Source organism: Pseudomonas kurunegalensis (genome assembly GCF_030291635.1).
Classification (GTDB): domain Bacteria; phylum Pseudomonadota; class Gammaproteobacteria; order Pseudomonadales; family Pseudomonadaceae; genus Aquipseudomonas; species Aquipseudomonas monteilii.
In genome coordinates, this window is sequence record NZ_CP127871.1 from 3103640 (window position 1) to 3127593 (window position 23954).

Sequence of the window (23954 nt, forward strand, 5' to 3'; positions counted from 1 at the left end):
CAGCAGGAACTGAAGCGTCGATTTACCTCAGGAGCGCGCTTCCTCCGGCGCGGCCTGCCAGTGCCTATCGCCTTTTACTCGGCGTCCCCATGAAACTACCGGTGATGAGAACGGCAGCAGGGCCGATAAGCCAAGTCAGGTGCGACTCTGGGTACTTTGCCGTCACCACAATGACAAAAACAAAAAGGCCTATCCCGGACCACAGCCGCTTCCGTGGCGTCAACCACTCTCGAAATTCTTCCAGCCGTCTACCCATCACCGCGCTCCCTGCTTCAGCCTTTGTTTCGGGCCCTATTGCACCTGTATCACTTCGACAAAACCTAGCGCTTGCGACGAAGACCGGGCGACCAGGCAGTGAAGAACCAGTAGATCCCCGTCCCGAAGACCAGGCTCCACCGGCTTTGCGGGTTGATAAACATCCCAACCAGGCCAAGGACGATCAACGCTACGCCTGCGCGCCTCCTGCGCTTCGGATTGAACCAAGCCTGGAACGCCCGAAGTCTCTCGCTAACCCGCATGACCGCTCTCCCTGCTTGGTAAGCGGCGAAGCATATCACCCCTGTTCAACAATAAAGCCACCGCGGTGAGGGCTGCGCAGAACCACAAGAATCCAGCCAAGTGCCAAAGGGCCTGCTGTGCTGCTAAACGATCGGGCCTTGCGGACAATCCAGTTCGCCAGGTAGTACGCGGATCGCCGCAGAGATGGCAAGGCAGCGGTGACCAAAACCCCGTTGCTGTTCCCGCCGCCGAAGAGCGCCGAGCACGTGAATCAGACCTACGACCTGCACAACCAGTGGGTGCCGATGCTGAATGAATTGGTGATCAGGCGTCGCCCCCATACAACTGCCGTCATACCTATGCGACAAAACGCGCAACGTCGAAAGCAGCCTGTCCTGAACGGCTGAAATCGACCCGCAGCGGACGGCCACGAAAGGCTGACTTCGGCCAAAAGCGACAACCGCAGATGGGCTCCAGTTTGCTCAATCTATACTCAGGTGTCACTGTACGAGTGACGATACCAAGGACAGATATGAGCATTCGAGCAACAAGCGAGAACGACTGGATGTTACTCAAGCGTGTCAGGCTCGCCGCGCTTCTGGATTCGCCAACGGCCTTTGGCGTCAACTACAAAACTGCCGCTGACTATGACTGTGACCAATGGAAACAAAGAGCTTCCTCTACAGGGACCGAATTCTGGCTAGCATTCGATGGCGGCAGGCCCGTTGGAATGGTCGGTGCAGCAGTCAGTGCATCAGAACGCTTCAATTTGATCGGGATGTGGGTTGAGCCCGCAGCTCGGGGCTCTGGCACCGCAAAAAAACTGGTGGATATCGTCAAAGCTCGATCCACTGAAAGAGGTTTTGACGGCGTTTTTCTTGATGTCTCTCCTGAAAACACCAGAGCCTCAAGCTTCTATTTGAAACAGGGCTTTGTCTTCCTGGATGAATGGGAGGCACTGGAAAGCCATCCGCATATTACTGTTCAGACAATGCTGTGGACGATGGGATGACCTCACCCTCGAAGTCCAGCTGGTCTGCATCAACGTCGCTGCGCTGAAATCGCGAGTTCGGCAAGCACCGCGGCTCGGCCGTCAGGATCCGCCCCCAACGCCGACTGGTCATTGAGTTCGGCCAGCCAGACGCAGGCAGGCTCAACACTTGACCGTCCACAGCTGATCGATCCGCGTCGTGTAGGATTGGCTCATCATCCCCCTCCTCATTCCCCAATCCGGTGTGGCTGGCACGCTGGCGGCTCGCATTGCCCCCCTACCCCAGCGCTCGTTGATGTTATCCATCACCTGCATCAGTCGGTCACATGCCACCGATTGCTTGAGCGCAAACAAGTCCTCTGAAAATTCACCTGGTTGCCGCAGGTCCATCAGCAGCACCTCGGCCTTGCTGTAGCGAAACCCTGGCCGGAAGATCCGTTCGACCGCTTCGGTAGCCAGTTGGGTCATCAGTAGCGTGTCGGAAGTCGGGTATGGCAGTTCTACCAATGCGCTCTGGGCGTAGTGCGCCTCATCCGGATTGAACATGCCAGTACGGATGCTCACGCGCATGCGCTTGCACAATGAGCCTTGGGCCCGAAGCTTTTCTGCAGCCCGGCCAACATACCTGCCGGTGCGGCAGATCAGAATCAGACTCTGCTGCAACTCCCTGATCTGGCCTGAACCTCCTGCGCTGCCCACCAGCGCCTCAAGAGCCCTCGCCTTTCACCTGGCAGATCCCATTGGCGCGATTCTTCCCGGTATAGGAAACGCTCGGAGAGCCGTCCGGGTTGATCGAAAGCGAAATTGTCACCCCGCTGCCTTTGGCTTCGAAGTAGTTCTCGTTGAACTTCTTCAGCTTGCCTTCCTTGCCATTAATGTAAATCGGGCCGCCCTTGTCGGCGTGCACCTCTATGTTTCCGGGACATGTGGCGTTCACCAGCGGAATACCGGCTTGTGCCGCGCTTGACGCCGCCAGCAAAGCACCTATCAATAGTCGCTTCATCTCGCGCTCCTTGAGTGGAAAAACCTAGAGGGAAGCAATAACCCAATTCGGCACTGCCCGCCAGCGCCTTCCCCCGCAACCGAAAAGCCGTCTGACGAGACGGCGCTGATCGACGAACAACGAACGCTACCGGCGTCTTCGGCTCAGACTTCTGCGCCCTGGCCTGCGCCAGCAAGGCTTTGGTCGTAGACGCTCGCAAACATAACGAGGCCGACAAACCGAATTAGCACCTCCCCCTACCACTCAAGCCTGCGGCGTGCCGACCAGAAATGCGTCGCGGCAAGCAGAACACCCGGTATGGCCATACCCAGGCCGCTGTAGATGAAGGCAGGTTGCTCTGTCAACAGCCCCCCCATCACGAACCCGATGCCAGTGGGGATCAGTGTGACAGCTACGTAGCCGAACGGCTTTCTGGTTTCCTTGGCCATCTCGTTCCTCCAATTGAATTCCGATTAAATCACACGAGCCCGCCGGCATGCGCGAGCATGGAGAGACTCATGCTTGACGAGCGCGCGTGCTGAACGCGATCAACCGGCCCAGCGTATGTCGAAAATTCGACGCATGGCATCCAAGTCTGCCCACCCAGTAAGCCCTTTTGTGTTCCAACCGAGCAAAGGTGGGCTGTGGATCAACGAGCCAAGTGTTACAATCCGCCACTTCAAATCAGCGCTCAAGGCGCTGAACATCCGTGAACGCCGTCAGTATGACACCCGCCACACCTACGCCACCATGTGCCTGATGTCTGGGATGAACCCTGCGTTCATAGCGAACCAGCTTGGCCACAGCGTTGAGATGTTGCTTTCTACCTACGCGAAATGGATCAGCTCCTCCTCGGACTGGAGGGAGCTGGAGAAGCTGCCGCCCCGAGTCGAATTGGCCCAAAATTGGCCCAAAACTGACACGAAGGCCTAAATACACCTCTGGAACCCCCGCAGGACAAGCACTTGATCTCCACAGCTAACATCACCATGCAGTTCGGCTCCAAGCCGCTGTTCGAAAACGTTTCCGTCAAATTCAACAACGGCAACCGCTACGGCCTGATCGGCGCCAACGGTTGCGGCAAGTCGACCTTCATGAAGATCCTCGGCGGTGACCTGGAGCCATCCGGTGGCCAGGTCATGCTCGAGCCGAACACCCGCCTGGGCAAACTGCGCCAGGACCAGTTCGCTTACGAGGAATTCACCGTGATCGATACGGTGATCATGGGCCACGGTCAACTGTGGAAGGTCAAGGCCGAGCGCGACCGCATCTACTCGCTGCCGGAAATGACCGAGGAAGACGGCATGGCCGTCGCCGAGCTGGAAACCGAGTTCGCCGAAATGGACGGCTACACCGCCGAATCCCGTGCCGGTGAACTGCTGCTGGGCCTGGGTATTCCACTGGAGCAACACTTCGGCCCGATGAGCGAAGTGGCACCGGGCTGGAAGCTGCGCGTGCTGTTGGCCCAGGCGCTGTTCTCGGACCCGGACGTGCTGCTGCTCGACGAACCGACCAACCACCTGGACATCAACACCATCCGCTGGCTGGAAACGATCCTCACGGCGCGTAACAGCACCATGATCATCATTTCCCACGACCGACACTTCCTCAACAGCGTCTGCACCCACATGGCTGACCTGGATTACGGCGAACTGCGCCTGTTCCCGGGCAACTATGACGAGTACATGACCGCAGCCACCCAGTCGCGTGAGCAGCTGCTGTCGGACAACGCCAAGAAGAAAGCCCAGATCGCCGAGCTGCAGACCTTCGTCAGCCGCTTCTCGGCCAACGCCTCGAAGGCCAAGCAGGCGACTTCGCGCGCCAAGCAGATCGACAAGATCCAGCTGGCCGAGGTCAAGCCGTCCAGCCGTGTCAGCCCGTTCATTCGTTTCGAACAGACCAAGAAACTGCACCGCCAGGCCGTGGTCGTCGAGAAAATGGCCAAAGCCTTCGATGACAAGGTGTTGTTCAAGAACTTCGACATCACCGTCGAAGCGGGCGAGCGCGTTGCCATCATCGGCCCCAACGGTATTGGCAAGACCACGCTGCTGCGCACCCTGGTCGGCGAGATGACCCCGGATGCAGGTTCGGTCAAGTGGACCGACAGCGCTGAAGTGGGCTACTACGCCCAGGACCACGCCCACGACTTCGAAGACGACATGACCCTGTTCGACTGGATGGGCCAGTGGACCTCTGGCGAGCAGGTGATCCGCGGCACCCTGGGGCGCATGCTGTTCTCCAACGACGAGATTCTCAAGTCGGTGAAGGTGATTTCCGGTGGTGAGCAAGGCCGCATGCTGTTCGGCAAGCTGATCCTGCAGAAGCCGAACGTACTGGTGATGGACGAGCCGACCAACCACCTGGACATGGAATCGATCGAAGCGCTGAACCTGGCGCTGGAAAACTACCCGGGCACCCTGCTGTTCGTCAGCCACGACCGCGAGTTCGTATCGTCGCTGGCCACGCGCATCATCGAGCTGTCGGCCGATGGCGTGGTGGACTTCAGCGGTACCTATGACGACTACCTGCGTAGCCAGGGTGTGCTGGTCTGATTGAAGGGTAAGGGCCCGGCCATTTGCAATGGCTGGGCCGGCCTCTTCGCGGGTAAACCCGCTCCCACAGGATTTCTACATGCCTCGAATATTGCGGGGGCCCTGTGGGAGCGGGTTCACCCGCGAAGAACCTGCCGCCATCCCACAGGCTTGCACAACCCGACGAATAATTCGTTAGCCTGCTTTCATTTCCTTCCTGTAACAGCCATCATGGAACCACGCCCAACCGCCCGCCCGCGAAAGAGCCCATGACCGCGCAACAACCCGCCCCCACCCGCAATACCCTGCACATCACCCTGCAGATCCTGTCGATCGTTTTCTACACCTTCATTGCCTTCCTCTGCATCGGCTTGCCGATTGCGGTACTGCCCAGCTATGTGCATGACCAGCTGGGTTTTGGCGCGGTGATCGCCGGGGTGACCATAGGCCTGCAATACCTGGCCACCTTGCTCAGCCGCCCGTTTGCCGGGCGCGTTGCCGATACGCTTGGGGGCAAGCAAGCCATCCGCTTCGGCCTGCTGGGGATTGCCGGCTGCGGGGTGTTGACCCTGCTGTCGGCCTGGACCCTGACGCTGCCGCTGCTGAGCCTTGCGTTGCTGCTCGCAGGCCGTTTGCTGCTGGGCATCGCCCAAGGGTTGATTGGTGTAGCCACCTTGAGCTGGGGCATCAGCCAGGTCGGCCCCGAACACACCGCCAGGGTGATCTCGTGGAACGGGATTGCCTCTTATGGTGCTATCGCGATAGGCGCCCCCTTGGGCGTACTGGCCGTGGACGGGCTGAACTTCAGCGTACTGGGGCCCGCCTTGCTGGTGCTGGCCGTGGCGGCCCTGCTGGTGCTGCGCAAACGTCCTGACGTGGTGGTGGTGCGCGGCGAGCGCCTGCCCTTCTGGTCCGCGTTCGGCCGTGTCGCCCCGTGTGGCCTGGGCCTGACTCTCGCCTCGATCGGCTATGGCACCCTGACCACCTTCGTCACCCTGTACTACCTGGAGCGCGGCTGGGCCGGCGCTGCCTGGTGCCTGAGTGCGTTTGGTGTGTGCTTCATCATTTCGCGGCTGCTGTTCGTCAATGCGGTCAACCGCTTTGGTGGCTACAACGTGGCGGTCGCCTGCATGGCCACCGAAGTGCTTGGCCTGAGCTTGCTATGGCTGGCACCTTCCCCGGCCTGGGCGCTGGTCGGCGCAGGGCTTACCGGTTTCGGGCTGTCGTTGGTGTACCCGGCGCTGGGCGTCGAGGCAATCAAGCAGGTCCCCAGCAGCAGCCGTGGCGCGGGGCTAGGCGCCTATGCGGTGTTCTTTGACATGGCCCTGGCCATCGCCGGGCCGGTAATGGGCGCAGTGGCCGTGCACTTCGGCTATGCCTCGATCTTCTGCGTGGCGGCCCTGCTGGCCTTGGCCGGGGTGGGCCTAACGCTGTTGCTGTCGCGGCGCGCCCGCCTCGGCTGACCGCTCGCCCGGTTGCGGTGCACCCAGCGCCTGGCTGAAGAACGCCGCCGTTTCGCGCTCCAGCGAATGATGAATATGGCGGCGATCCACGCCCTCGGCATCTTTGCACAGTACGGGCATTCGCGTGTATTGCTCGGCGTCGCAGTGGGCCATGAACACAAAGTGGCCAGCGCCGGCCAGCAGGCGGTAATCCGGTGTAACCGGCAGCTTGCGGGCCAATGCTTCGGCGTTGCGGTCCACGGCCACCAGTTGATCGCTGTCTCCGCTATAGATCAGGGCGGGTACCTGCACCCCGGCCAGGGCATGGCGCCCGAACAGCAAGCTTAACGGGGCCATCAGCATCACCGCCCCCACCCGCTGGTCTGCCTGCGGCGCCAGCTCGCTGCGGTCGGCAATCAGAATCCCGTGGGTTTTGCAGGCGTCGGCGTCGTTCGGGCGTTCCAGGCAGTACTGGCGCAGGCGGTCCAGGTCGGGGCGCGCGCCAGACAGTATCAGCGCGGTTTCGCCGCCGGCCGAATAGCCGATCACACCGACCTTGCCTTCATTCAGGTAAGGCCCGAGCAATGCATCGTCACGGGCAGCACCGATGGCAGCGCTGACTTGCAGTGGCCGGCCATAAAGATTGCTCAAGGTACCCAGGCGACTGTGGTCGCGGGCGTTGTCCCCCGGGTGCACGACCGCTACCACCACGAACCCCTGGCGCGCCAGGGACGTGGCCAGGTAATGCAAGGCCAACGGGCTGCCGGTGTTGCCGTGGGACAACACCAGTAACGGGAACTGGCCCATGGCAACGGGTGCCTCTTCAGCCACCTCGACCGGGTAGCCGTCTATACGGCTGCGATGGGTTGAACCAACGGCCGGGTAAAACGCCAGGGCTTGCATTGGCCGGTTATCGACCGGGTCGGCCAGTGTCATGTGGTGCAGGCCTGCCACCCATGGCGCAGCCTCGGCGTGGGCCAGCAGGCCGCCGAGCAGGGCCAGTGCCAACATGCGGCGTGGAAGGGTCATCGGCCGGCTGTTCCTTGCAGGGCGAAGTGATAGCCCAGCATAGAGCCGGCCCGGCCGGAACCGCATGAAAACTGGATGAAACCGTCGTCATGCATGCGGCGTGCGCGCCCTATGCATTTGCGCATGGCGTCGAACCCGTGGCATAGATGCAGGTCCACGTCTTTACGTGACCGTTTCGCGCCATTGAAGGAGATTCATGCATGAGCAAGCCCGCCTATGTGCCACCTAAGGTCTGGCGCAACGACGCAGCATCCGGCGGCCAGTTCGCCAGTATCAACCGCCCGGTTGCAGGCCCGACGCACGACAAGGACCTGCCGCAGGGCAAACACCCGCTGCAGCTGTATTCCCTGGCCACGCCCAATGGCGTCAAGGTCACCGTTGCCCTTGAAGAGCTGCTTGCTTTGGGCCATCGCGGTGCCGAGTACGATGCCTGGCTGATCCGCATCGGCGAGGGCGACCAGTTCTCCAGTGGCTTCGTCCAGGTAAACCCCAACTCGAAAATCCCTGCCCTGCTCGACCGTAGTGTCGAGCCACCTGTACGGGTGTTCGAATCGGGGTCGATCTTGCTGTATCTGGCGGACAAATTCGGTGCCCTGCTGCCGAAATCGCCGGCTGCACGCACCGAAAGCCTGAACTGGCTGTTCTGGCAGATGGGCGCAGCGCCTTACCTGGGCGGTGGCTTTGGCCACTTCTACGTGTATGCGCCAGAGAAGTACGAGTACGCCATCAACCGCTTCACCATGGAAGCCAAGCGCCAGCTGGATGTACTCGACCGCCGCCTGGCCGAAAGCCGCTACCTGGGCGGCGACGAGTACAGCATTGCCGATATCGCCGTGTGGCCATGGTATGGCCAGTTGGTGCGCGGCAACCTGTATGGCGCGGCGGAGTTTCTGGCGGTTGACGAATACCCCAACGTGCAGCGCTGGGCCGAGGAAATTGCCCAGCGCCCGGCGGTACAGCGCGGCACCCGGGTGAACCGGACCTGGGGAGATGAAGACAGCCAGGTGCCCGAGCGGCATTGCGCGGCGGACCTGGATTGAGGGCTAGCCGGGGTCGCTACGCGGCCCCAACAATGCCCGCCTGCATAAAACCATTTGCCCCCGCGCAAACCTGCGTCCGTCAAGCCCTTCTTGTACACTCCTCGCATTAGCCCCCACCTGCACATTTTTTTGGTGAACGCATGATCGAGGTAACCGAGGTTTCCATTGCCGAGCTGCGCGACGCACTCGAGTCGGGCCGCACGACGGCGGTCGAGCTGGTCAAGGCCTACCTGGCGCGTATCGACGCCTACGATGGCGCCAACACCGCCACGGCCCTGAACGCCGTGGTGGTGCGCAACCCCGAGGCGCTGAAAGAAGCCGAGGCCTCCGACGCCCGCCGCGCACAGGGCCAGGTGCTGAGCCCGCTGGACGGCATCCCCTACACCGCCAAGGACAGCTACCTGGTCAAAGGCTTGACCGCTGCTTCCGGCAGCCCTGCCTTCAAGGACCTGGTCGCCCAGCGCGACGCCTTCACCATCGAGCGCCTGCGCGCCGCCGGTGCCGTGTGCCTGGGCAAGACCAACATGCCGCCCATGGCCAACGGTGGTATGCAGCGTGGCGTGTATGGCCGCGCCGAAAGCCCGTACAACGCCAACTACCTGACCGCGCCATTCGCCTCGGGCTCGTCCAACGGTGCCGGCACCGCCACCGCCGCCAGCTTCAGCGCCTTCGGTCTGGCTGAAGAAACCTGGTCCAGTGGCCGTGGCCCGGCGTCCAACAACGGTTTGTGCGCCTATACCCCATCGCGCGGGGTGATTTCGGTGCGTGGCAACTGGCCGCTGACCCCGACCATGGACGTGGTGGTGCCTTACGCCCGCACCATGGCCGACTTGCTGGAAATCCTCGATGTGGTGGTAGCCGATGACGCTGACAAGCGCGGCGACCTGTGGCGCTTGCAGCCTTGGGTGCCGATTCCGGCAGCGTCGACGGTGCGCCCTGCGTCTTACCTGGACCTGGCCGTGGATGCCGGTGCCCTCAAAGGCAAGCGCTTTGGTGTGCCACGCATGTACATCAATGCGGATGCCGAAGCTGGCACCTCCGAGAAGCCGGGCATCGGCGGCCCGACCGGCCAGCGCATCAACACCCGCGCCACGGTGATCGACTTGTGGCAGCAGGCGCGCCAGGCCCTGGAAGCGGCCGGTGCCGAAGTGCTGGAAGTGGACTTCCCGCTGGTGTCCAACTGCGAAGGCGACCGCCCGGGCGCCCCGACTGTTTACAACCGTGGCATCGTCAGCAAGGAATTCCTGCACGACGAACTGTGGGAGCTGTCGGGCTGGGGCTTCGACGACTTCCTGCGCGCCAACGACGACCCCAAACTCAACCGCCTGGCCGATGTCGATGGCCCACAGATCTTCCCCCACGACCCGGGCACCCTGCCCAACCGTGAAGACGACCTGGCTGCCGGCATGGACGAATACGTCAACATGGCCAAGCGTGGTCTGAAGACCTGGGACCAGATCGAGACCCTGCCTGACGGCCTGCGCGGCCTGGAAAAGACCCGCAAGCTGGACCTGGAAGACTGGATGGACAATCTGGGCCTGGACTCGGTGCTATTCCCGACCGTTGCCGATGTGGGCCCGGCCGACGCCGATGTCAACCCGGCCTCGGCAGACATCGCCTGGAGCAACGGTATCTGGGTGGCCAACGGCAACCTGGCGATCCGTCACCTGGGCGTGCCAACCGTCACCGTGCCGATGGGCGTGATGGCCGACATCGGCATGCCGGTGGGGCTGACCTTTGCCGGGCGGGCTTACAGCGACAATGCGCTGTTGAGCTTTGGTGCAGCCTTCGAGGCGACCGGCTCGCGCCGCATGATCCCGCCACGCACCCCAGCCCTGGGCTGAGTTTCACCGGGGCCGCTTTGCGGCCCATTCGCGCAAAACAGGTATTGCATCGCCCTTGAATGCGCGGCAATACCTGTGGGTGGTGATTACGATAGTCACATGCACCTGATCTACTAAGCCCGCTGCAACCGGAAAAATGCCCTCGCAACGGCGTCAACCCTGACGAAATGCGTATCGCACCCTTTCGGTCTGCGGCAAGTGAAGGCACAATGCGTGTCCTTTTTTTGGCCGGCCTGGCCGGGGGCCTTTAAATGATCAAGACGCCGTATTACCTCATCGACAAAACCAAGCTGCTCAGCAACATGGAGAAGATCGCCTACGTGCGTGAACACTCCGGTGCCAAGGCGCTGCTTGCCCTCAAGTGCTTCGCCACCTGGTCGGTGTTCGACCTGATGCAGCAGTACATGGACGGCACCACCTCGTCCTCCCTCTTCGAGCTCAAGCTCGGACGCCAGAAGTTCGCCGGCGAAACCCACGCCTACAGCGTGGCCTGGGCCGACGATGAGGTCGAGGAAATGCTGGAGAACTGCGACAAGATCATCTTCAACTCGATCGGCCAGCTGCAGCGCTTTGCCGAACAGTCCGAAGGCAAGGTACGTGGCCTGCGCGTCAACCCGCAAGTCAGCAGCTCCGACTACCTGCTGGCCGACCCGGCCCGCCCGTTCAGCCGCCTGGGCGAATGGGACCCGGCCAAGATCGAACAGGTGATCGAGCAGATCTCCGGCTTCATGTTCCACAACAACTGCGAGAACGGCGACTTCGGCCTGTTCGACAAGATGCTCACGCACATCGAAGAACGCTTCGGCCACCTGCTGCACAAGGTCGAGTGGGTCAGCCTGGGTGGCGGCATCCACTTCACCGGTGAAGACTATGCGGTAGACGCCTTCTGCGCGCGCCTCAAGGCCTTCTCGGAGAAATACGGCGTGCAGGTATACCTGGAGCCGGGCGAAGCAGCCATCACCAACAGCGCCTCGCTGGAAGTGACCGTGCTCGACACCCTGTACAACGGCAAGCACCTGGCCGTGGTCGACAGCTCCATCGAAGCGCACCTGCTCGACCTGCTGATCTACCGCCTCAATGCCAAGATGGCCCCGAATGACGGCGAGCACACCTACATGGTCTGCGGCAAGTCGTGCCTGGCCGGTGACATTTTCGGCGAGTACCAATTCGATCGTCCGTTGGCCATTGGCGATCGCCTGTCGTTCGTCGACACGGCGGGTTACACCATGGTCAAGAAAAACTGGTTCAACGGTCTGAAAATGCCTTCCATCGTGGTCAAGCAACTCGACGGCAGCGTCGAAGTCGTCCGCGAGTTCGGTTTCGAAGACTACGTTTCCAGCCTGTCGTAAGACTGGCTACTCAAGTAAGGAGCAAAGGGTAAATTGAAGAAGAACGTTCTTATCATTGGTGCAGGAGGTGTCGCCAAGGTGGTGGCCCACAAGTGCGCGCAGCATAACGACGAACTGGGTCGTATCGCTATCGCGTCACGGAACATCTCCAAATGCCAGGCCATCATCGACAGCGTCAAGGCCAAGGGTAGCCTCAAGGTACCCGCCGACATCCAGGCCTTCTCGCTCAACGCCCTCGATGTCGAGGCAACCAAGGCACTGATCCGCGAAACCGAATCGCAGATCGTGATCAACGTGGGGTCCGCCTTCCTCAACATGTCGGTGCTGCGTGCCTGCATCGATACCGGTGTCGCCTATCTGGACACCGCCATCCACGAAGAGCCGGGCAAGATCTGCGAAACCCCGCCGTGGTACGGCAACTACGAGTGGAAACACCTCGAAGAGTGCCAACAAAAGAACATCACTGCCATTCTCGGTGTCGGTTTCGACCCGGGTGTGGTGAACAGCTACGCCAAACTGGCGCAGCAGCAATACTTCGACAGCATTGATTCGATCGACATTCTCGACGTCAATGCCGGTTCGCATGGCAAGTACTTTGCCACCAACTTCGACCCGGAAATCAACTTCCGCGAGTTCACCGGGCAAGTGTGGAGCTGGCAGAACAGCCAGTGGACCAGCAACACCATGTTCGAGGTCAAGCGTACCGACGACCTGCCGGTGGTAGGTTCGCAAAACCTGTACCTGACCGGTCACGATGAAGTTCACTCGATTTCGAAGAACCTCAACGTGCCGAACGTGCGTTTCTGGATGAGCTTCGGCGAACACTACATCAACGTGTTCACCGTGCTGAAAAACCTGGGCCTGCTCAGCGAGCAACCGGTGAAAACCGCCGAAGGCCTGGAAGTGGTACCGCTGAAAGTGGTCAAGGCCGTGCTGCCGGACCCAGCCTCGCTGGCCCCAGGCTACACCGGCAAGACCTGCATCGGTGACCTGGTCAAAGGCACCAAGGATGGCCAGCCGCGCGAAGTGTTCATCTACAACGTGGCTGACCACGAAGAGGCCTACGCCGAAACCGACAGCCAGGGTATTTCCTACACTGCCGGCGTACCGCCAGTGGCTGCCGCCCTGCTGGTAGCCCGTGGCGAGTGGGATGCCAAGCGCATGGTCAACGTCGAGGAGCTGCCAGCCGAGCCGTTCCTCAAGGCGCTGGACGTGATGGGCCTGCCGACCCGGGTGAAAGATGAAAAAGGCGATCGTCCTTGGGACGCTGAAGCCTAAGCAGCAAACGGAAGGGGCGCCATATGGCGCCCCTTCTGCTTTTCAAGGCCAGCCCTCTACTTCCGGGCCTCCAGAATCAGGTTGAACGGCGTCTGCGTCGCCCGCCGGAACCGGCTGAACCCCGCCTCTTCGAACACCGCCCGCAACCGTGCCTCCCCGGCCTGTGCGCCCAGCCCCAAGCCCACTTCCTGCGACAATGAATTCGGCGTGCAGATGAACGTCGACGCGGCATAGAACAACCGCCCGACCGGGTTCAGGTTGCCGTCCAGCGAATCCTCGGCATAAGGCTCTACCAGCATCACCGTACCGTCAGGCTTCAATGCACGGTAGGCGTGCCTGGCCGCCCCCACCGGGTCGCCCATGTCGTGCAGGCAATCGAAGAAGCACACCAGGTCATGGTCATGCCCCGGGTAATCCTTGGCACTTGCCTGCTGGAAACTCACTCGCTCCGCCAGCCCCGCTTCGCGAGCCCGTTCGTTGGCGGTGGTAATAGATGGACCGTGGTAGTCATAACCCACAAAAGTCGACGCCGGAAATGCCTGGGCCATGACCAGCGTGGAGGCGCCGTGCCCACACCCCACATCCGCCACCTTGGCGCCCGCTTGCAGTTTGGCCACCACACCCTCCAGCGCCGGCAGCCACTCAGCCACCAGGAATGTCCGGTAACCCGGCCGGAAGAACCGTTCGGTACCACTGAACATGCATGGGTGGTGGTCGCCCCAGGCCAGCCCGCCATCGCCGCGCATGGCCGCGACCAGCTTGTCCTTGTCATGGAACAAGGCCGCGATCACTGCAGCGCCACCCGCCATGTAAGCCGGGGAATCCTCCAGCGCCAAGGCCATGGCCTGCTCTTCGGGCAACACAAAAAGGCCCTTGTCGTGCGTCATGTAGCCCGATGCGGCCTGGGCGTTCAGCCATTCGCGCACCAGCCGAGGGTGACAGCCGGTCTTGGCCGCCAGCGCCTCGGGCGTGGTCGGCTGGCTGTCGGCCATCGCCCGGTACAGGCCCAGCTCGTCACCCAGGATGACATTTGCCAGCGTCGCTGCGGCGCCCATGTCGCCCACCAGCTTGCCCATGAAATCATGAAGCCTTGCCTCGTCCATGACCTGCCCTCCTCTGCAAGAAGGCCATCGCCAGCGAGGGACATCCGCTCCGGGGAGGCGGTGGTCGGTTCAAGGGTTTGGGCTCGTGGTACAGCGCGTTACCGCGAGCTGTTGGTAAGTTTAGATCTTCTGCCCGGATGAAACGCGATCCAGGCTAAACAGCCGCTGAATTCATCTATCAGGTAACAATTCCTAAACAACGATGTGACATTTTTTTTCAGCTTTCTTATCAAGGAGCTGAACAATGAAGGTCACGGTTTTCGGTACCGGGTATGTCGGCCTCACCCAGGCAGTGTGCCTGGCCCAAGTGGGGCATTCCGTGTTGTGCATGGACGTCGATGCCGAGCGGGTCAGCACCCTCAATGAAGGCCATTGCCCGATCTTCGAGCCGGGCCTTGCGCCAATGCTGGAGAAAAACCTGGCCTGCGGTCGCTTGCGCTTTACCACCGATGCCGGGAAAGCAGCCCAATACGCCAAGTTGCAATTCATCGCCGTCGGCACCCCGCCACAAGCGGATGGCAGCGCCGACCTGAAGCATGTGTTTGCAGTGGTCGACAGCATCCTTGAACATGCCGATGGCCCCAAGGTGATCGTCAACAAATCCACCGCACCGGTCGGCACGGTGCACCGCATCAAGGCACGTATTGCCCAGGCCGGCGCCGAACCCGGTCGCTTCCAGGTCATCAGCAACCCGGAGTTTCTCAAGGAAGGCTCTGCCGTGGACGACTGCATGCGCCCGGAGCGCATCATCATCGGCGGTGCAGAACCGGCTGAGGTAGAGCTGCTGCGCGAGCTGTACCTGCCGTTCAGCCGTAACCGCGAAAAACTGATGATCATGGATGCGCGCAGCGCCGAACTGACCAAGTACGCGGCCAACTGCATGCTGGCGACCAAGATCTCGTTCATCAACGAAATCGCCAACCTGGCCGAGCACCTGGGGGCCGACATCGAGATGGTACGCCGTGGCATCGGCTCCGACCCGCGCATCGGTTACGACTTCATCTATGCCGGTTGCGGCTTCGGCGGCTCGTGCTTCCCCAAGGACCTGCAAGCCCTGCGCCGCAGCGCCGAGGCTGAAGGGTTCGAACCCCAGTTGCTGCGCGCGGTAGAGTCGGTCAACGAACATCAAAAGGGCCGGCTGTTCAGCAAGATCCAGCGGCACTATCCCGGCGGTCTTCAGGGCAAGGTATTCGCCTTGTGGGGGTTGTCGTTCAAACCCAACACCAACGACATCCGCGAGGCCTCCAGCCGAGTTCTGCTGGAAGCGCTGTGGGCCGCTGGCGCGAGAGTACAGGCCCACGACCCGCAAGCGATGGAGGAGATCCAGCGGCACTACGGCCCGCGTGCCGACCTGCAACTGGTGCCCTGCAAGGACGATGCACTGGAGGGTGCCGACGCGTTGGTCATCGTCACCGAATGGCAAGACTACCGCGTGCTCAACCTGGACAAGGTGCCGCAGTTGCTGGCCGACCGGGTCGTGTTCGACGGGCGCAACCTGTTCGAGCCCGAGCACATGGCCACCGCTGGCCTGACGTACTACGGCATCGGCCGTGGCCAGGTGCAGCCAGCATGCCCGTACTGATCACCGGTGTCGCCGGCTTTATCGGTTTCCACGTCGCGCAGCGCCTGTGCGAGGCGGGTATCGAGGTGGTCGGCATCGACAACCTCAATGCCTACTACAGCGTCGAGCTGAAACTGGCGCGCCTGCGGCAGCTGTTCGGCTTTGCCAATTTCCACTTCCAGCCCCTCGACATTGCCAATGCTGCCGACCTGCAGCAGCTGTTCAACGGACAGGCATTCAGTGAAGTGATCCACCTGGCGGCCCAGGCCGGGGTGCGCTACTCAATGGAAAACCCCAGTGCATACGGCCAGGCCAACCTGGTCGGTTTCCTCAATATCCTTGAAGCCTGCCGCCAACAACCGCCACGCCACCTGATCTACGCCTCCAGCAGTTCGGTGTACGGCGCCAATGCCAAGCTGCCGTTCAGTGTCGATGACCCGGTCGAACAACCTGTGTCGCTCTATGCCGCCAGCAAGCGCGCCAATGAACTGATGGCGCACAGCTATGCGCACCTGTACCGGCTACCGACCACAGGCCTGCGCTTTTTCACGGTGTATGGCCCTTGGGGCCGGCCTGACATGGCGCTGTTCAAATTCACCCGCGCCATGCTCGAAGGCCGCCCGATCGAGGTTTACAACAACGGCCTGATGGGACGCGACTTCACCTACATCGACGACATCGTCGAAAGCGTCCTGCGCCTGCGCCTGAGGCCACCACAGCCTGGCGAAGGGCAACCGCCCTGCCAGCTGTTCAACATCGGCCGTGGCCAACCCGTGCGGCTGCTGCATTTTATCGAATGCCTGGAAGACGCCTTGGGCATCAAGGCTCAGCGCGACTACCTGCCGCTGCAAGCGGGTGACGTGCTGGAGACGTGGGCCGATGTGGGCTCACTGGCGCGCTGGATCGACTTCACCCCGGGCACGTCGCTGGAACACGGCGTAAACGCTTTCGTGGGCTGGTACCGGGATTTCTACCGGGTTTAAGCCACGCAATCACAACACGATCACAGGTAGCCTCATGACAGATCCACTTGACCTCTCGGTGCTCATACCTGCCAGGAACGAGGTCGACAACCTGCCGTCACTGCTGATGGAAATTCGCAGCGCACTGGCGACAGAACACTATGAAGTGCTGGTGGTTGACGATGGCAGCAGCGACCGCACCCTGAGTGTGCTGCAACACCTGAAAAGCCAGGGTTACACGCAACTGCGCATCCTGCGCCACGACCGCTCGCTGGGCCAGAGCACCTCGCTGTGGCATGCCGCGCAGGCTGCCCGCGGCCAATGGCTGGCCACCCTCGATGGCGACGGCCAGAACGACCCGGCAGACATCCCGGCCATGCTGGCCCTGGTACGCGCCAATCAAGATCTGGCCGGTGGTGTGAAACTGGTGGCTGGGCACCGGGTCAACCGCCGTGACAGCGCCAGCAAGCGCTGGGCATCGCGCTTCGCCAACGGCCTGCGTAGCCGCCTGCTCAAGGACGCCACGCCCGACACCGGCTGCGGGCTGAAACTGATAGAGCGCGCAGCCTTCCTGCGCCTGCCCTACTTCGACCACATGCACCGTTTCATTCCGGCGCTGATCCTGCGCCACAACGGCCGCATGCTGGTGCACCCGGTCAACCACCGCCCCCGCCATGCCGGGGTATCCAAGTACGGCAACCTCGACCGTGCGCTGGTCGGCATCCTCGACCTGTTCGGGGTGTGGTGGCTGATCCGCCGGACCCGCCTGGGCAGCCAACCGCAGGAACTTGAAGGATGACCCGCGAAACCCTGTGGCTGATCATCGGCTTCGCCGGGCAGGCGGTGTTCACCGGGCGCTTCGTGCTGCAGTGGCTGTACAGCGAGTTCAAGCGCCGCAGCGTGATCCCGGTAGGTTTCTGGTACCTGAGCATGCTTGGCAGCGCGCTGCTGCTGACCTACGCCATTTACCGCCAGGACCCGGTATTCATCATCGGGCAGAGCTTCGGCTTCTTGGTTTACCTGCGCAACCTGCAACTCATCGCCCGCCATCAGGAACAAAAGGAATAGCCCTTGCCCAGGTTCAAGACCCTTGGGGCCGAACGCCTGGCCCTGATTGCCCTCGCGGTATTGTTGGTGGGCGCCGGTATTGGCTGGCGCCAGCCAATGAATGTGGACGAAGAACGCTTTCTCGGCGTCGCCCTGGAAATGCTGCAGAGCGGCAACTGGTTCATCCCGCACCGGGCAGCGGAAATTTATGGCGACAAGCCGCCGCTGTTCATGTGGACCGTGGCCCTGTTCAGCCAACTGACCGGCTCGCCCAGGATAGCCCTCTACCTGCCAGGCCTGCTGTCGGCGGCGACCATCACCTGGGTGCTGCATGACCTGGCGCGGCGCTTGTGGAACCGCCGTATTGGCGTGATCGCCGCCTTGCTGTTCCTGGCCACTTACCAGAGCTACAGCATCCTGCGTACGGGGCAGATCGACAGTTTCCTGTGCTTGTGGGTGGCACTGGGCTTTTACGGCATGGTGCGCCACCTGCTGCTGGGCCCAGCCTGGGGCTGGTTCTACCTGGCCTGTGCGGCCATGGGGCTAGGCATTATCAGCAAGGGCGTGGGCTTTGTCCCGGCGCTGATGTTGCTTCCCTATGCCTGGGCGATACGCCGGCGCTGGCACGGTGTAGTCGCCATGCCTGGCCAGGGCTGGCGCTGGAGCCTGGGGCTGCTGTGGTTGCTGGCCGGTTGCGCGGTGTGGCTGCTGCCCCTGTTGGTGTCGATCGCCCATGGCGGTGGCGCAGCGGAGCTGGCCTACCTGAAGGAAATCCTGCTGCGCCAGACCGCCAGCCGCTATGCCAATGCCTGGGACCATCGCGAGCCGTTCTGGTACTTCTTCGTCAAGGTCATCCCCAAATACTGGCTGCCACTGATCCTCGCCCTGCCCTGGCTGGTGCCCGCCTGGCGCCGACAATTGCAGAAGCGCGATGGGCGCTTTCTGCTGTTGCTTGGCTGGGTGGCGCTGGTGCTGCTTTTTTTCAGCCTCAGCAGCGGCAAGCGCAAGCTGTATATCTTCCCCGCACTGCCAGGCCTGGTGCTGGCCATCGCACCACTGGTGCCATGGCTACTCAGACACTGGTTTCAACACCGACCGGGATGGCGCAGCGTGTTCACAGCCGTGGCCTTGGTGTGGTTTACCCTGTGGTTTGCACGTGGCTTTGTCGAGCCGCTAAAGGAGGGTCGCAATCCGCATGAAACGCTGATGAGCGAGGCGAAACGCGCCACCGGTGGCGCTGAGTTGGTGTTGGTGAACTGGCGCGAGGGGCATTGGCTGTTTGCCCGGCAACCGATTGTGCATTTCGGCTTTACCGGCCAATCCAGGGCGGATACAGCGGCCTACTGGTTACGCCAGAACCCCACCGCTTTCGCCCTGATTCCAGCCACCGAACTGGACCGCTGCTTCAGTGCCAACAAGGCCCGCAAGCTGGGCCAGACCTCGCGGGCCGAATGGTATGTGGTGGGCGCCGATGCCGACAACGGCCAATGCCAGAGCGCAGCGCCCAACCACGTTTACCGTTTCACATGGGCTAAGGCGCAGGCGGATTGAGCTGCAGCACCTCATTGGTGTATGCCCATTCCTTCTGCACCTGGTCCGGGTGGTCATTCAGGCGAATGCCGTAGGACGGGATAATCTCCTTGATCTTGGCCTGCCATTGCGGCGTTGCCACCTTGTCCTTGAACACCTTGTTCAGCACATCGAGCATGATGGGTGGTGCGGTCGAGGCACCCGGCGAAGCCCCCAGCAAGCCGGCGATACTGCCGTCCCTGGATGTCACCACCTCGGTACCAAGCTTGAGCACGCCACCCAATGCTTCGTCTTTCTTGATGATCTGCACCCGCTGGCCGGCCTGCCACAGCCGCCAGTCTTCCTTCTTCGCCTCGGGGAAGTAGGTGCGCAGCGCTTCAAAGCGGTCATTGTCGGATTGCAGCACCTGGCCGATCAGATACTGCACCAGGTCAAACTCGCGTACGCCCACCCGCACCATCGGCCAGGCGTTGTGCACACTGGTACTGGCAAGCAGGTCGAGCAGCGAGCCCTGTTTGAGGAATTTGGTCGAGAACGTGGCGAACGGCCCGAAAAGAATCATCCGCTTGCCATCGAGCACCCGGGTGTCCAGGTGCGGCACCGACATCGGCGGGGCGCCGGTCGCGGCAATGCCGTAGGCCTTGGCCATGTGGCGCTGGGCAATGGCCGGGTTGTCGGTGACCAGGAACGAGCCTCCGACCGGGAAGCCGGCATAATCCTTGGCTTCGTCGATGCCCGACTTCTGCAGCAGCGGTAACGCCGCACCACCAGCACCAATGAACAGGAACTTGGCGTCGGTAGCCGACTTGCTGCCATCTTTCAGGTTCTTGTACTCGACGTGCCAGGAGCCGTCATCGTTACGGGTGATTTCCTGCACCTCGCTCGACAGCTTGAGGTCAAAGTTAGGCCGGGTCTGCAGATAGCCCACGTACTGCCGGGTGATCTCGCCAAAATTCACATCGGTGCCGATTGGCGTCCAGGTCACGGCCAGTTTCTGGTTGGGGTCGCGCCCTTCCATCATCAAAGGCACCCACTTGCGAATCTGCTCGTGGTCTTCGGAATACTGCATGGGCTTGAACAACGGGCTGGCCTGCAGCGCCTCATAGCGCTTTTTCAGGAAGCGGATGTTGTCGTCCCCCCACACGAAGCTCATGTGCGGCGTGGTATTGATGAAGGAATGCGGGTTCTTCAATACGCCCTGCTTTACCTGCCAGGCCAGGAACTGGCGGGTGACCTGGAACGACTCGTTGATCTCCACGGCTTTGCTGATGTCGATCTTGCCGTCTTTTTCCGGCGTGTAGTTGAGTTCAGCCAGGGCCGAATGGCCGGTGCCGGCGTTATTCCAGCCGTTGGAGCTTTCTTCGGCCACCTTGTCCAGCCGCTCGACCATCTCCATCGACCAGCCTGGCTCCAGCTCATTGAGCCAGACGGCCAGCGTAGAACTCATGATGCCGCCGCCCACCAGCATCACATCCACCTTTCTGGTTTCCGCTGCCTGGGCATTGAGCATGCTCAATGCCAGCGCCAGCCCGGCCAGCGCCAGTTCCGGCTTGATGGTGATCTTCATAACCTCTCCCGTGCCTCGTTGCTGTCCGTTAGTCCAGCACAAGCTTAGCTGACGGATTTACTCGGGTATGTTCAATGCGAAGCTTCGTGGCCCTTGCAATTCATGAATTCTCAAAATACTGTATGAATATTCAGTATAGCGAGTCAGTCACATGCAGCTCATCGCCAAACTCGGCATCCTCGCCGACGCCGCCAAGTACGACGCGTCCTGCGCCAGCAGCGGTGCGCCCAAGCGTAATTCACGCGGCGGTGACGGCCTGGGCGCCACCAACGGCATGGGCATCTGCCACAGCTACACCCCCGACGGCCGCTGCGTGTCGTTGCTCAAGGTGCTATTGACCAACTTCTGCCTGTACGACTGCCAGTATTGCGTCAACCGCCGCTCCAGCAATGTGCCACGCGCGCGCTTCAGCCCTGAGGAAGTGGTCCGCCTGACCCTGGATTTCTACCGGCGCAATTGCATCAGCGGCCTTTTCCTCAGCTCCGGCATCATCCGCTCGGCGGACTACACCATGGAGCAATTGATCCGCGTAGCCCGGTTGCTGCGCGAAGAACACAACTTCCGCGGTTACATTCACCTCAAGACCATCCCGGATGCCGACCCCCTGCTGATCGAAGAAGCCGGCCGCCTGGCCGACCGACTCAGTGTCAACATCGAGCTGCCCACCGACGCCAGCCTCAAGCGCCTGGCACCGGAAAAACAGGCGCACACCATCCGCCAGGCAATGGGCGTGATTCACCTGGGCCAACAAGCCGTGGCCAACGAACCCAAGGCCCCGCGCTTCACCCCTGCCGGCCAAAGCACCCAAGTGATCGTCGGTGCCGACAGCACCGACGACAGCACCCTGCTGCGCAATGCCGAGTCGCTGTATCAAGGCTACGGCCTCAAGCGCGTGTATTACTCTGCGTTCAGCCCGATCCCCGACAGCCCGGGCAGCGTGCCCTTGGCTGCCCCGCCGCTACTGCGCGAGCACCGCCTGTACCAGGCCGACTTCCTGCTGCGTGGCTACGGCTACAAGGCGGGTGAACTGCTGGGCCAGAGCGGCAATCTGGCGCTGGACATCGACCCCAAGCTGGCCTGGGCGCTGGCCAACCGAGAGGTATTCCCGCTGGACGTGAATCGCGCCGAGCCCGCGCTGCTGGCGCGTATTCCCGGCATTGGTCTGCGTAGCGTACAGCGCCTGGTCGCACTGCGCCGAGAGCGGCGCATCCGCTATGACGACCTCATTCAGCTGCGCTGCGTGCTGGACAAGGCACGGCCGTTCATCGTCACCAGCGATTATCGTCCGGCCCAGGCCGAGCTGCGCAGCGGCCTGCTAAGGGCACGTTTGCGTGAGCCGCAGGCGCCCGTGCAGATGGGGTTGTGGGGATGATCGCGCTCGATTGTGATGACCAGTTCGCCACCTGGCGGGATCAGGCCCGGGTATTGCTGGGGCATGGCATCGACCCCGCCGAGGTCACCTGGTCGCAAGGCCCGATGGCCGACCTGCTGGCAGTACCGACAGCGCCCCCGGAAGGCCCAGGCCCCTTTCGTGCCAAAGTCCCGGCCGTGCTGCTGAGCCAGTTGGAGCAGGCTGCCCGATATCGTGGCGAACAGCGCTGGAACCTGCTGTATGAAGTGCTCTGGCGTGTTGCCCATGGCGACCGCACGGCCATGCTGGCGGGTGACCGGTTGGGCAGTGAGTTGCAACGGCGTATCAAGCAAGTCACCCGGGAGGCGCATCACCTGCATGCCTTTGTGCGCTTCGTACCGCTGCCAGAGGCGTTGGCTGATCGCCTGCAACTTGATCTGGTGGCCTATCACGAACCGGCGCATGACGTTCTGGAAAGTGCCAGCCCTCATTTTGCCGACCGTCTAGGGCGTTTACGCTGGTTGATCGCCACGCCACGGGATGGCATTCGCTTCGACGGCCAGGATTTCGATTACCAACGCCAGTGTCCTGAGCATTGGCAGCAATGGGCACGCAACGCCGACGACCCTGGCGCCGAACTGTGGCGCACCTATTACCGCCATACCTTCAACCCTGCCCGCCTCAACCCGGATGCCCTGCGCCTGCACATGCCCGGGCGTTTCTGGCGGCATTTGCCGGAAGGCATGCTGATACCGCAGCTTGAAGGCCTTGCCCGCCAAGGCAAGCAACGGGACGGCCAAGCCCTTGAAGTGGCCTCGCAGGCCGGCAAACAGATCAGCAAACCCACACGGTCCTACAGCAACCACCCGACATCGCCCTCCTCCAGCACACCGCCATGATCCGTTCGGTCGCCTTTGCGCGCCACCGCCGCACCTTCGATCAGGAAATGCTCTGCCCCACTCTCTATCACTGCACCGCAGGTTGTCCGGTCCCCCACCCTGGCAACCGGCCTGCCATTGAATGTGTAGGCAGCACTGCCGCTCTCTACCTGGTTAACCCCATGCAGCGGGCATTTGTGTCGATGGCCTACAAGGACAACCGGGTTCATTGGGCTTCTCCTTCAGACGGGGCGGTACGGGATTCACGGTCAATGTCCGCTGGCCACACAACCTTTGGTGCCAGACAGTGCATGTGGCTCAGACCGTCGTCATCGTTCCAGTCGCGGGGTGGGTGCACGAATGTTGGCAAGGCGTCGGGGCCTTGTTGCATGAATAGACGGGCGATGGCCCAGTAGGCTTCGCCCTGATGCAGGGTATGGGTGAAGAGGACACGGTCAATGACTTCGTCGGTCTCAGGGTTACGGACTGAGAGCATGACATTTTCGATCAGGCCGCCGTGGCCTGGGGCGTAGACGCGGTAGACCTCCGCAGTTACGTCGTCCCAGTTGTAGGCGACAGGTTTGACGCCCCAGTGTTTGCGGCTGAACAGGTAGAAGTAGTGAAATCTAAATTGGTAGAAGTAGACTTTTCGGCGCAAGCGATTGAAGCGAATTGGTTCGTCTCTTGGGAGCGTCAGGTCGAGTTTCACAAAGGAAGTGCCGACCCACACCCCAACTGCAGACATAAATATGGAGAAAAGATCAAACATCCAGTCACGCGTAAAACCATCAACCAAGTAAGTCCAGTACATATAAAACACCAAACCTGTACACGGCACTAAAATAGGGATACAGAGCAAAGCCACAACACCTCGCAAGCTAATGCTAGACCGAGGCAACTCCAAATATATCTCATCAAAATTGTTGGGTGATGGCTTTGTATTCTCCACCTCACGCCGGAGCGATGGGGTT

Annotated in this window: 22 protein-coding genes and 1 pseudogene; 15 read left to right on the top strand and 8 right to left on the bottom strand. The window is 61.6% G+C overall.

What is annotated here, in order from left to right; all coding sequences use genetic code 11:
* Window positions 1–1030: 1030 nt before the first annotated feature.
* Window positions 1031–1510, top strand: a complete 480-nt coding sequence (locus QQ992_RS13895; RefSeq protein ID WP_286113942.1) for a GNAT family N-acetyltransferase — start codon at window positions 1031–1033, stop codon at window positions 1508–1510.
* 141 nt (window positions 1511–1651) lie between these two features.
* Here QQ992_RS13895 and QQ992_RS13900 read toward each other — a convergent pair.
* The 3 genes and pseudogenes from QQ992_RS13900 to QQ992_RS13910 form a co-directional block, all read right to left on the bottom strand.
* A pseudogene (locus QQ992_RS13900) lies at window positions 1652–2113 on the bottom strand (DUF4113 domain-containing protein); the annotation flags it as partial.
* An 82-nt stretch (window positions 2114–2195) separates the two neighbouring features.
* Window positions 2196–2492, bottom strand: coding sequence for a hypothetical protein (locus QQ992_RS13905; protein ID WP_286109953.1), 297 nt, complete (start codon window positions 2490–2492; stop codon window positions 2196–2198).
* Window positions 2493–2728: 236 nt separating this feature from the next.
* The gene (locus QQ992_RS13910; protein ID WP_286109954.1) at window positions 2729–2920 is read right to left on the bottom strand and encodes a hypothetical protein; all 192 of its coding nucleotides are present in this window, start codon (window positions 2918–2920) and stop codon (window positions 2729–2731) included.
* Window positions 2921–2993: 73 nt separating this feature from the next.
* Here QQ992_RS13910 and QQ992_RS13915 point away from each other — a divergent pair, with 73 nt between their 5' ends.
* The 3 genes from QQ992_RS13915 to QQ992_RS13925 all read left to right on the top strand — a co-directional run bounded on the left by QQ992_RS13915 (window position 2994) and on the right by QQ992_RS13925 (window position 6465).
* Window positions 2994–3404, top strand: coding sequence for a site-specific integrase (locus QQ992_RS13915; protein ID WP_433963083.1), 411 nt, complete (start codon window positions 2994–2996; stop codon window positions 3402–3404).
* Between the two features lie 32 nt (window positions 3405–3436).
* Window positions 3437–5023 (top strand): ABC-F family ATPase, encoded by a 1587-nt coding sequence (locus QQ992_RS13920; RefSeq protein WP_016715632.1) that lies wholly within the window; start codon window positions 3437–3439, stop codon window positions 5021–5023.
* 248 nt (window positions 5024–5271) lie between these two features.
* Window positions 5272–6465, top strand: coding sequence for an MFS transporter (locus QQ992_RS13925; RefSeq protein ID WP_286109955.1), 1194 nt, complete (start codon window positions 5272–5274; stop codon window positions 6463–6465).
* Here QQ992_RS13925 and QQ992_RS13930 read toward each other — a convergent pair.
* A complete protein-coding gene (locus QQ992_RS13930; RefSeq protein WP_286109956.1) occupies window positions 6427–7473 on the bottom strand; it encodes an alpha/beta hydrolase family protein in 1047 nt (348 codons plus the stop codon). The two genes, QQ992_RS13925 and QQ992_RS13930, sit on opposite strands and share 39 nt — an antisense overlap.
* Before the next feature lie 200 nt (window positions 7474–7673).
* Here QQ992_RS13930 and yghU point away from each other — a divergent pair, with 200 nt between their 5' ends.
* From yghU to QQ992_RS13950, 4 genes are all read left to right on the top strand, one after another.
* A complete protein-coding gene (yghU, locus tag QQ992_RS13935; RefSeq protein WP_060499038.1) occupies window positions 7674–8513 on the top strand; it encodes a glutathione-dependent disulfide-bond oxidoreductase in 840 nt (279 codons plus the stop codon).
* 140 nt (window positions 8514–8653) lie between these two features.
* The gene (locus QQ992_RS13940; protein WP_286109957.1) at window positions 8654–10357 is read left to right on the top strand and encodes an amidase; all 1704 of its coding nucleotides are present in this window, start codon (window positions 8654–8656) and stop codon (window positions 10355–10357) included.
* Between the two features lie 251 nt (window positions 10358–10608).
* The gene (gene nspC / locus QQ992_RS13945; RefSeq protein ID WP_016715639.1) at window positions 10609–11706 is read left to right on the top strand and encodes a carboxynorspermidine decarboxylase; all 1098 of its coding nucleotides are present in this window, start codon (window positions 10609–10611) and stop codon (window positions 11704–11706) included.
* Between the two features lie 33 nt (window positions 11707–11739).
* Window positions 11740–12984, top strand: coding sequence for a saccharopine dehydrogenase family protein (locus tag QQ992_RS13950; RefSeq protein WP_016394970.1), 1245 nt, complete (start codon window positions 11740–11742; stop codon window positions 12982–12984).
* 56 nt (window positions 12985–13040) lie between these two features.
* On the opposite strand, the gene QQ992_RS13955 is transcribed toward QQ992_RS13950, so the two are convergent.
* Window positions 13041–14087: a class I SAM-dependent methyltransferase gene (locus QQ992_RS13955; RefSeq protein ID WP_286109958.1), complete on the bottom strand. Its 1047-nt coding sequence runs from the start codon at window positions 14085–14087 to the stop codon at window positions 13041–13043.
* 244 nt (window positions 14088–14331) lie between these two features.
* Between QQ992_RS13955 and QQ992_RS13960 the strand changes: the two genes are divergently transcribed.
* The 5 genes from QQ992_RS13960 to QQ992_RS13980 are packed head-to-tail and all read left to right on the top strand — an operon-like array spanning window position 14332 to window position 19208.
* Window positions 14332–15669, top strand: coding sequence for a UDP-glucose dehydrogenase family protein (locus QQ992_RS13960; RefSeq protein WP_286109959.1), 1338 nt, complete (start codon window positions 14332–14334; stop codon window positions 15667–15669).
* Window positions 15657–16631, top strand: a complete 975-nt coding sequence (locus QQ992_RS13965; protein WP_286109960.1) for an NAD-dependent epimerase/dehydratase family protein — start codon at window positions 15657–15659, stop codon at window positions 16629–16631. The genes QQ992_RS13960 and QQ992_RS13965 overlap by 13 nt, the downstream gene beginning before the upstream one ends.
* Window positions 16632–16665: 34 nt before the next feature.
* Window positions 16666–17409: a glycosyltransferase family 2 protein gene (locus QQ992_RS13970; RefSeq protein WP_286109961.1), complete on the top strand. Its 744-nt coding sequence runs from the start codon at window positions 16666–16668 to the stop codon at window positions 17407–17409.
* A complete protein-coding gene (locus tag QQ992_RS13975) occupies window positions 17406–17678 on the top strand; it encodes a lipid-A-disaccharide synthase N-terminal domain-containing protein (RefSeq protein WP_016486575.1) in 273 nt (90 codons plus the stop codon). The genes QQ992_RS13970 and QQ992_RS13975 overlap by 4 nt, the downstream gene beginning before the upstream one ends.
* Before the next feature lie 3 nt (window positions 17679–17681).
* A complete protein-coding gene (locus tag QQ992_RS13980; protein WP_286109962.1) occupies window positions 17682–19208 on the top strand; it encodes an ArnT family glycosyltransferase in 1527 nt (508 codons plus the stop codon).
* Here QQ992_RS13980 and mqo read toward each other — a convergent pair.
* Window positions 19189–20754 (bottom strand): malate dehydrogenase (quinone), encoded by a 1566-nt coding sequence (mqo, locus tag QQ992_RS13985; RefSeq protein WP_286109963.1) that lies wholly within the window; start codon window positions 20752–20754, stop codon window positions 19189–19191. The genes QQ992_RS13980 and mqo overlap by 20 nt on opposite strands.
* A 151-nt stretch (window positions 20755–20905) precedes the next feature.
* On the opposite strand from mqo, the gene QQ992_RS13990 reads away from it, so the two are divergent.
* Window positions 20906–22126, top strand: coding sequence for a putative DNA modification/repair radical SAM protein (locus QQ992_RS13990; RefSeq protein WP_019096772.1), 1221 nt, complete (start codon window positions 20906–20908; stop codon window positions 22124–22126).
* Window positions 22117–23004 (top strand): TIGR03915 family putative DNA repair protein, encoded by an 888-nt coding sequence (locus QQ992_RS13995; RefSeq protein ID WP_286109964.1) that lies wholly within the window; start codon window positions 22117–22119, stop codon window positions 23002–23004. Before QQ992_RS13990 ends, QQ992_RS13995 begins: the two co-directional genes overlap by 10 nt.
* Here QQ992_RS13995 and QQ992_RS14000 read toward each other — a convergent pair.
* Both QQ992_RS14000 and QQ992_RS14005 read right to left on the bottom strand, forming a co-directional pair.
* On the bottom strand, window positions 22959–23213 hold the full coding sequence (locus QQ992_RS14000) for a PAAR domain-containing protein (RefSeq protein ID WP_286109965.1): 255 nt from the start codon (window positions 23211–23213) through the stop codon (window positions 22959–22961). The genes QQ992_RS13995 and QQ992_RS14000 overlap by 46 nt on opposite strands.
* Window positions 23210–23794, bottom strand: a complete 585-nt coding sequence (locus QQ992_RS14005; RefSeq protein ID WP_286109966.1) for a DUF6708 domain-containing protein — start codon at window positions 23792–23794, stop codon at window positions 23210–23212. Before QQ992_RS14005 ends, QQ992_RS14000 begins: the two co-directional genes overlap by 4 nt.
* Window positions 23795–23954: the final 160 nt, after the last annotated feature.

Coding starts and splice junctions, on each gene's coding strand:
- QQ992_RS13955 (WP_286109958.1), bottom strand. CDS start 14,087: ATGGACGAGGCAAGGCTTCATGATTTCATGGGCAAGCTGGTGGGCGAC.
- mqo (WP_286109963.1), bottom strand. CDS start 20,754: ATGAAGATCACCATCAAGCCGGAACTGGCGCTGGCCGGGCTGGCGCTG.
- QQ992_RS13970 (WP_286109961.1), top strand. CDS start 16,666: ATGACAGATCCACTTGACCTCTCGGTGCTCATACCTGCCAGGAACGAG.
- QQ992_RS14005 (WP_286109966.1), bottom strand. CDS start 23,794: ATGTACTGGACTTACTTGGTTGATGGTTTTACGCGTGACTGGATGTTT.
- QQ992_RS13960 (WP_286109959.1), top strand. CDS start 14,332: ATGAAGGTCACGGTTTTCGGTACCGGGTATGTCGGCCTCACCCAGGCA.
- QQ992_RS13925 (WP_286109955.1), top strand. CDS start 5,272: ATGACCGCGCAACAACCCGCCCCCACCCGCAATACCCTGCACATCACC.
- QQ992_RS13905 (WP_286109953.1), bottom strand. CDS start 2,492: ATGAAGCGACTATTGATAGGTGCTTTGCTGGCGGCGTCAAGCGCGGCA.
- QQ992_RS13895 (WP_286113942.1), top strand. CDS start 1,031: ATGAGCATTCGAGCAACAAGCGAGAACGACTGGATGTTACTCAAGCGT.
- QQ992_RS13940 (WP_286109957.1), top strand. CDS start 8,654: ATGATCGAGGTAACCGAGGTTTCCATTGCCGAGCTGCGCGACGCACTC.
- QQ992_RS13965 (WP_286109960.1), top strand. CDS start 15,657: ATGCCCGTACTGATCACCGGTGTCGCCGGCTTTATCGGTTTCCACGTC.
- QQ992_RS13990 (WP_019096772.1), top strand. CDS start 20,906: ATGCAGCTCATCGCCAAACTCGGCATCCTCGCCGACGCCGCCAAGTAC.
- QQ992_RS13930 (WP_286109956.1), bottom strand. CDS start 7,473: ATGACCCTTCCACGCCGCATGTTGGCACTGGCCCTGCTCGGCGGCCTG.
- QQ992_RS13975 (WP_016486575.1), top strand. CDS start 17,406: ATGACCCGCGAAACCCTGTGGCTGATCATCGGCTTCGCCGGGCAGGCG.
- QQ992_RS14000 (WP_286109965.1), bottom strand. CDS start 23,213: ATGAACCCGGTTGTCCTTGTAGGCCATCGACACAAATGCCCGCTGCAT.
- QQ992_RS13910 (WP_286109954.1), bottom strand. CDS start 2,920: ATGGCCAAGGAAACCAGAAAGCCGTTCGGCTACGTAGCTGTCACACTG.
- nspC (WP_016715639.1), top strand. CDS start 10,609: ATGATCAAGACGCCGTATTACCTCATCGACAAAACCAAGCTGCTCAGC.
- yghU (WP_060499038.1), top strand. CDS start 7,674: ATGAGCAAGCCCGCCTATGTGCCACCTAAGGTCTGGCGCAACGACGCA.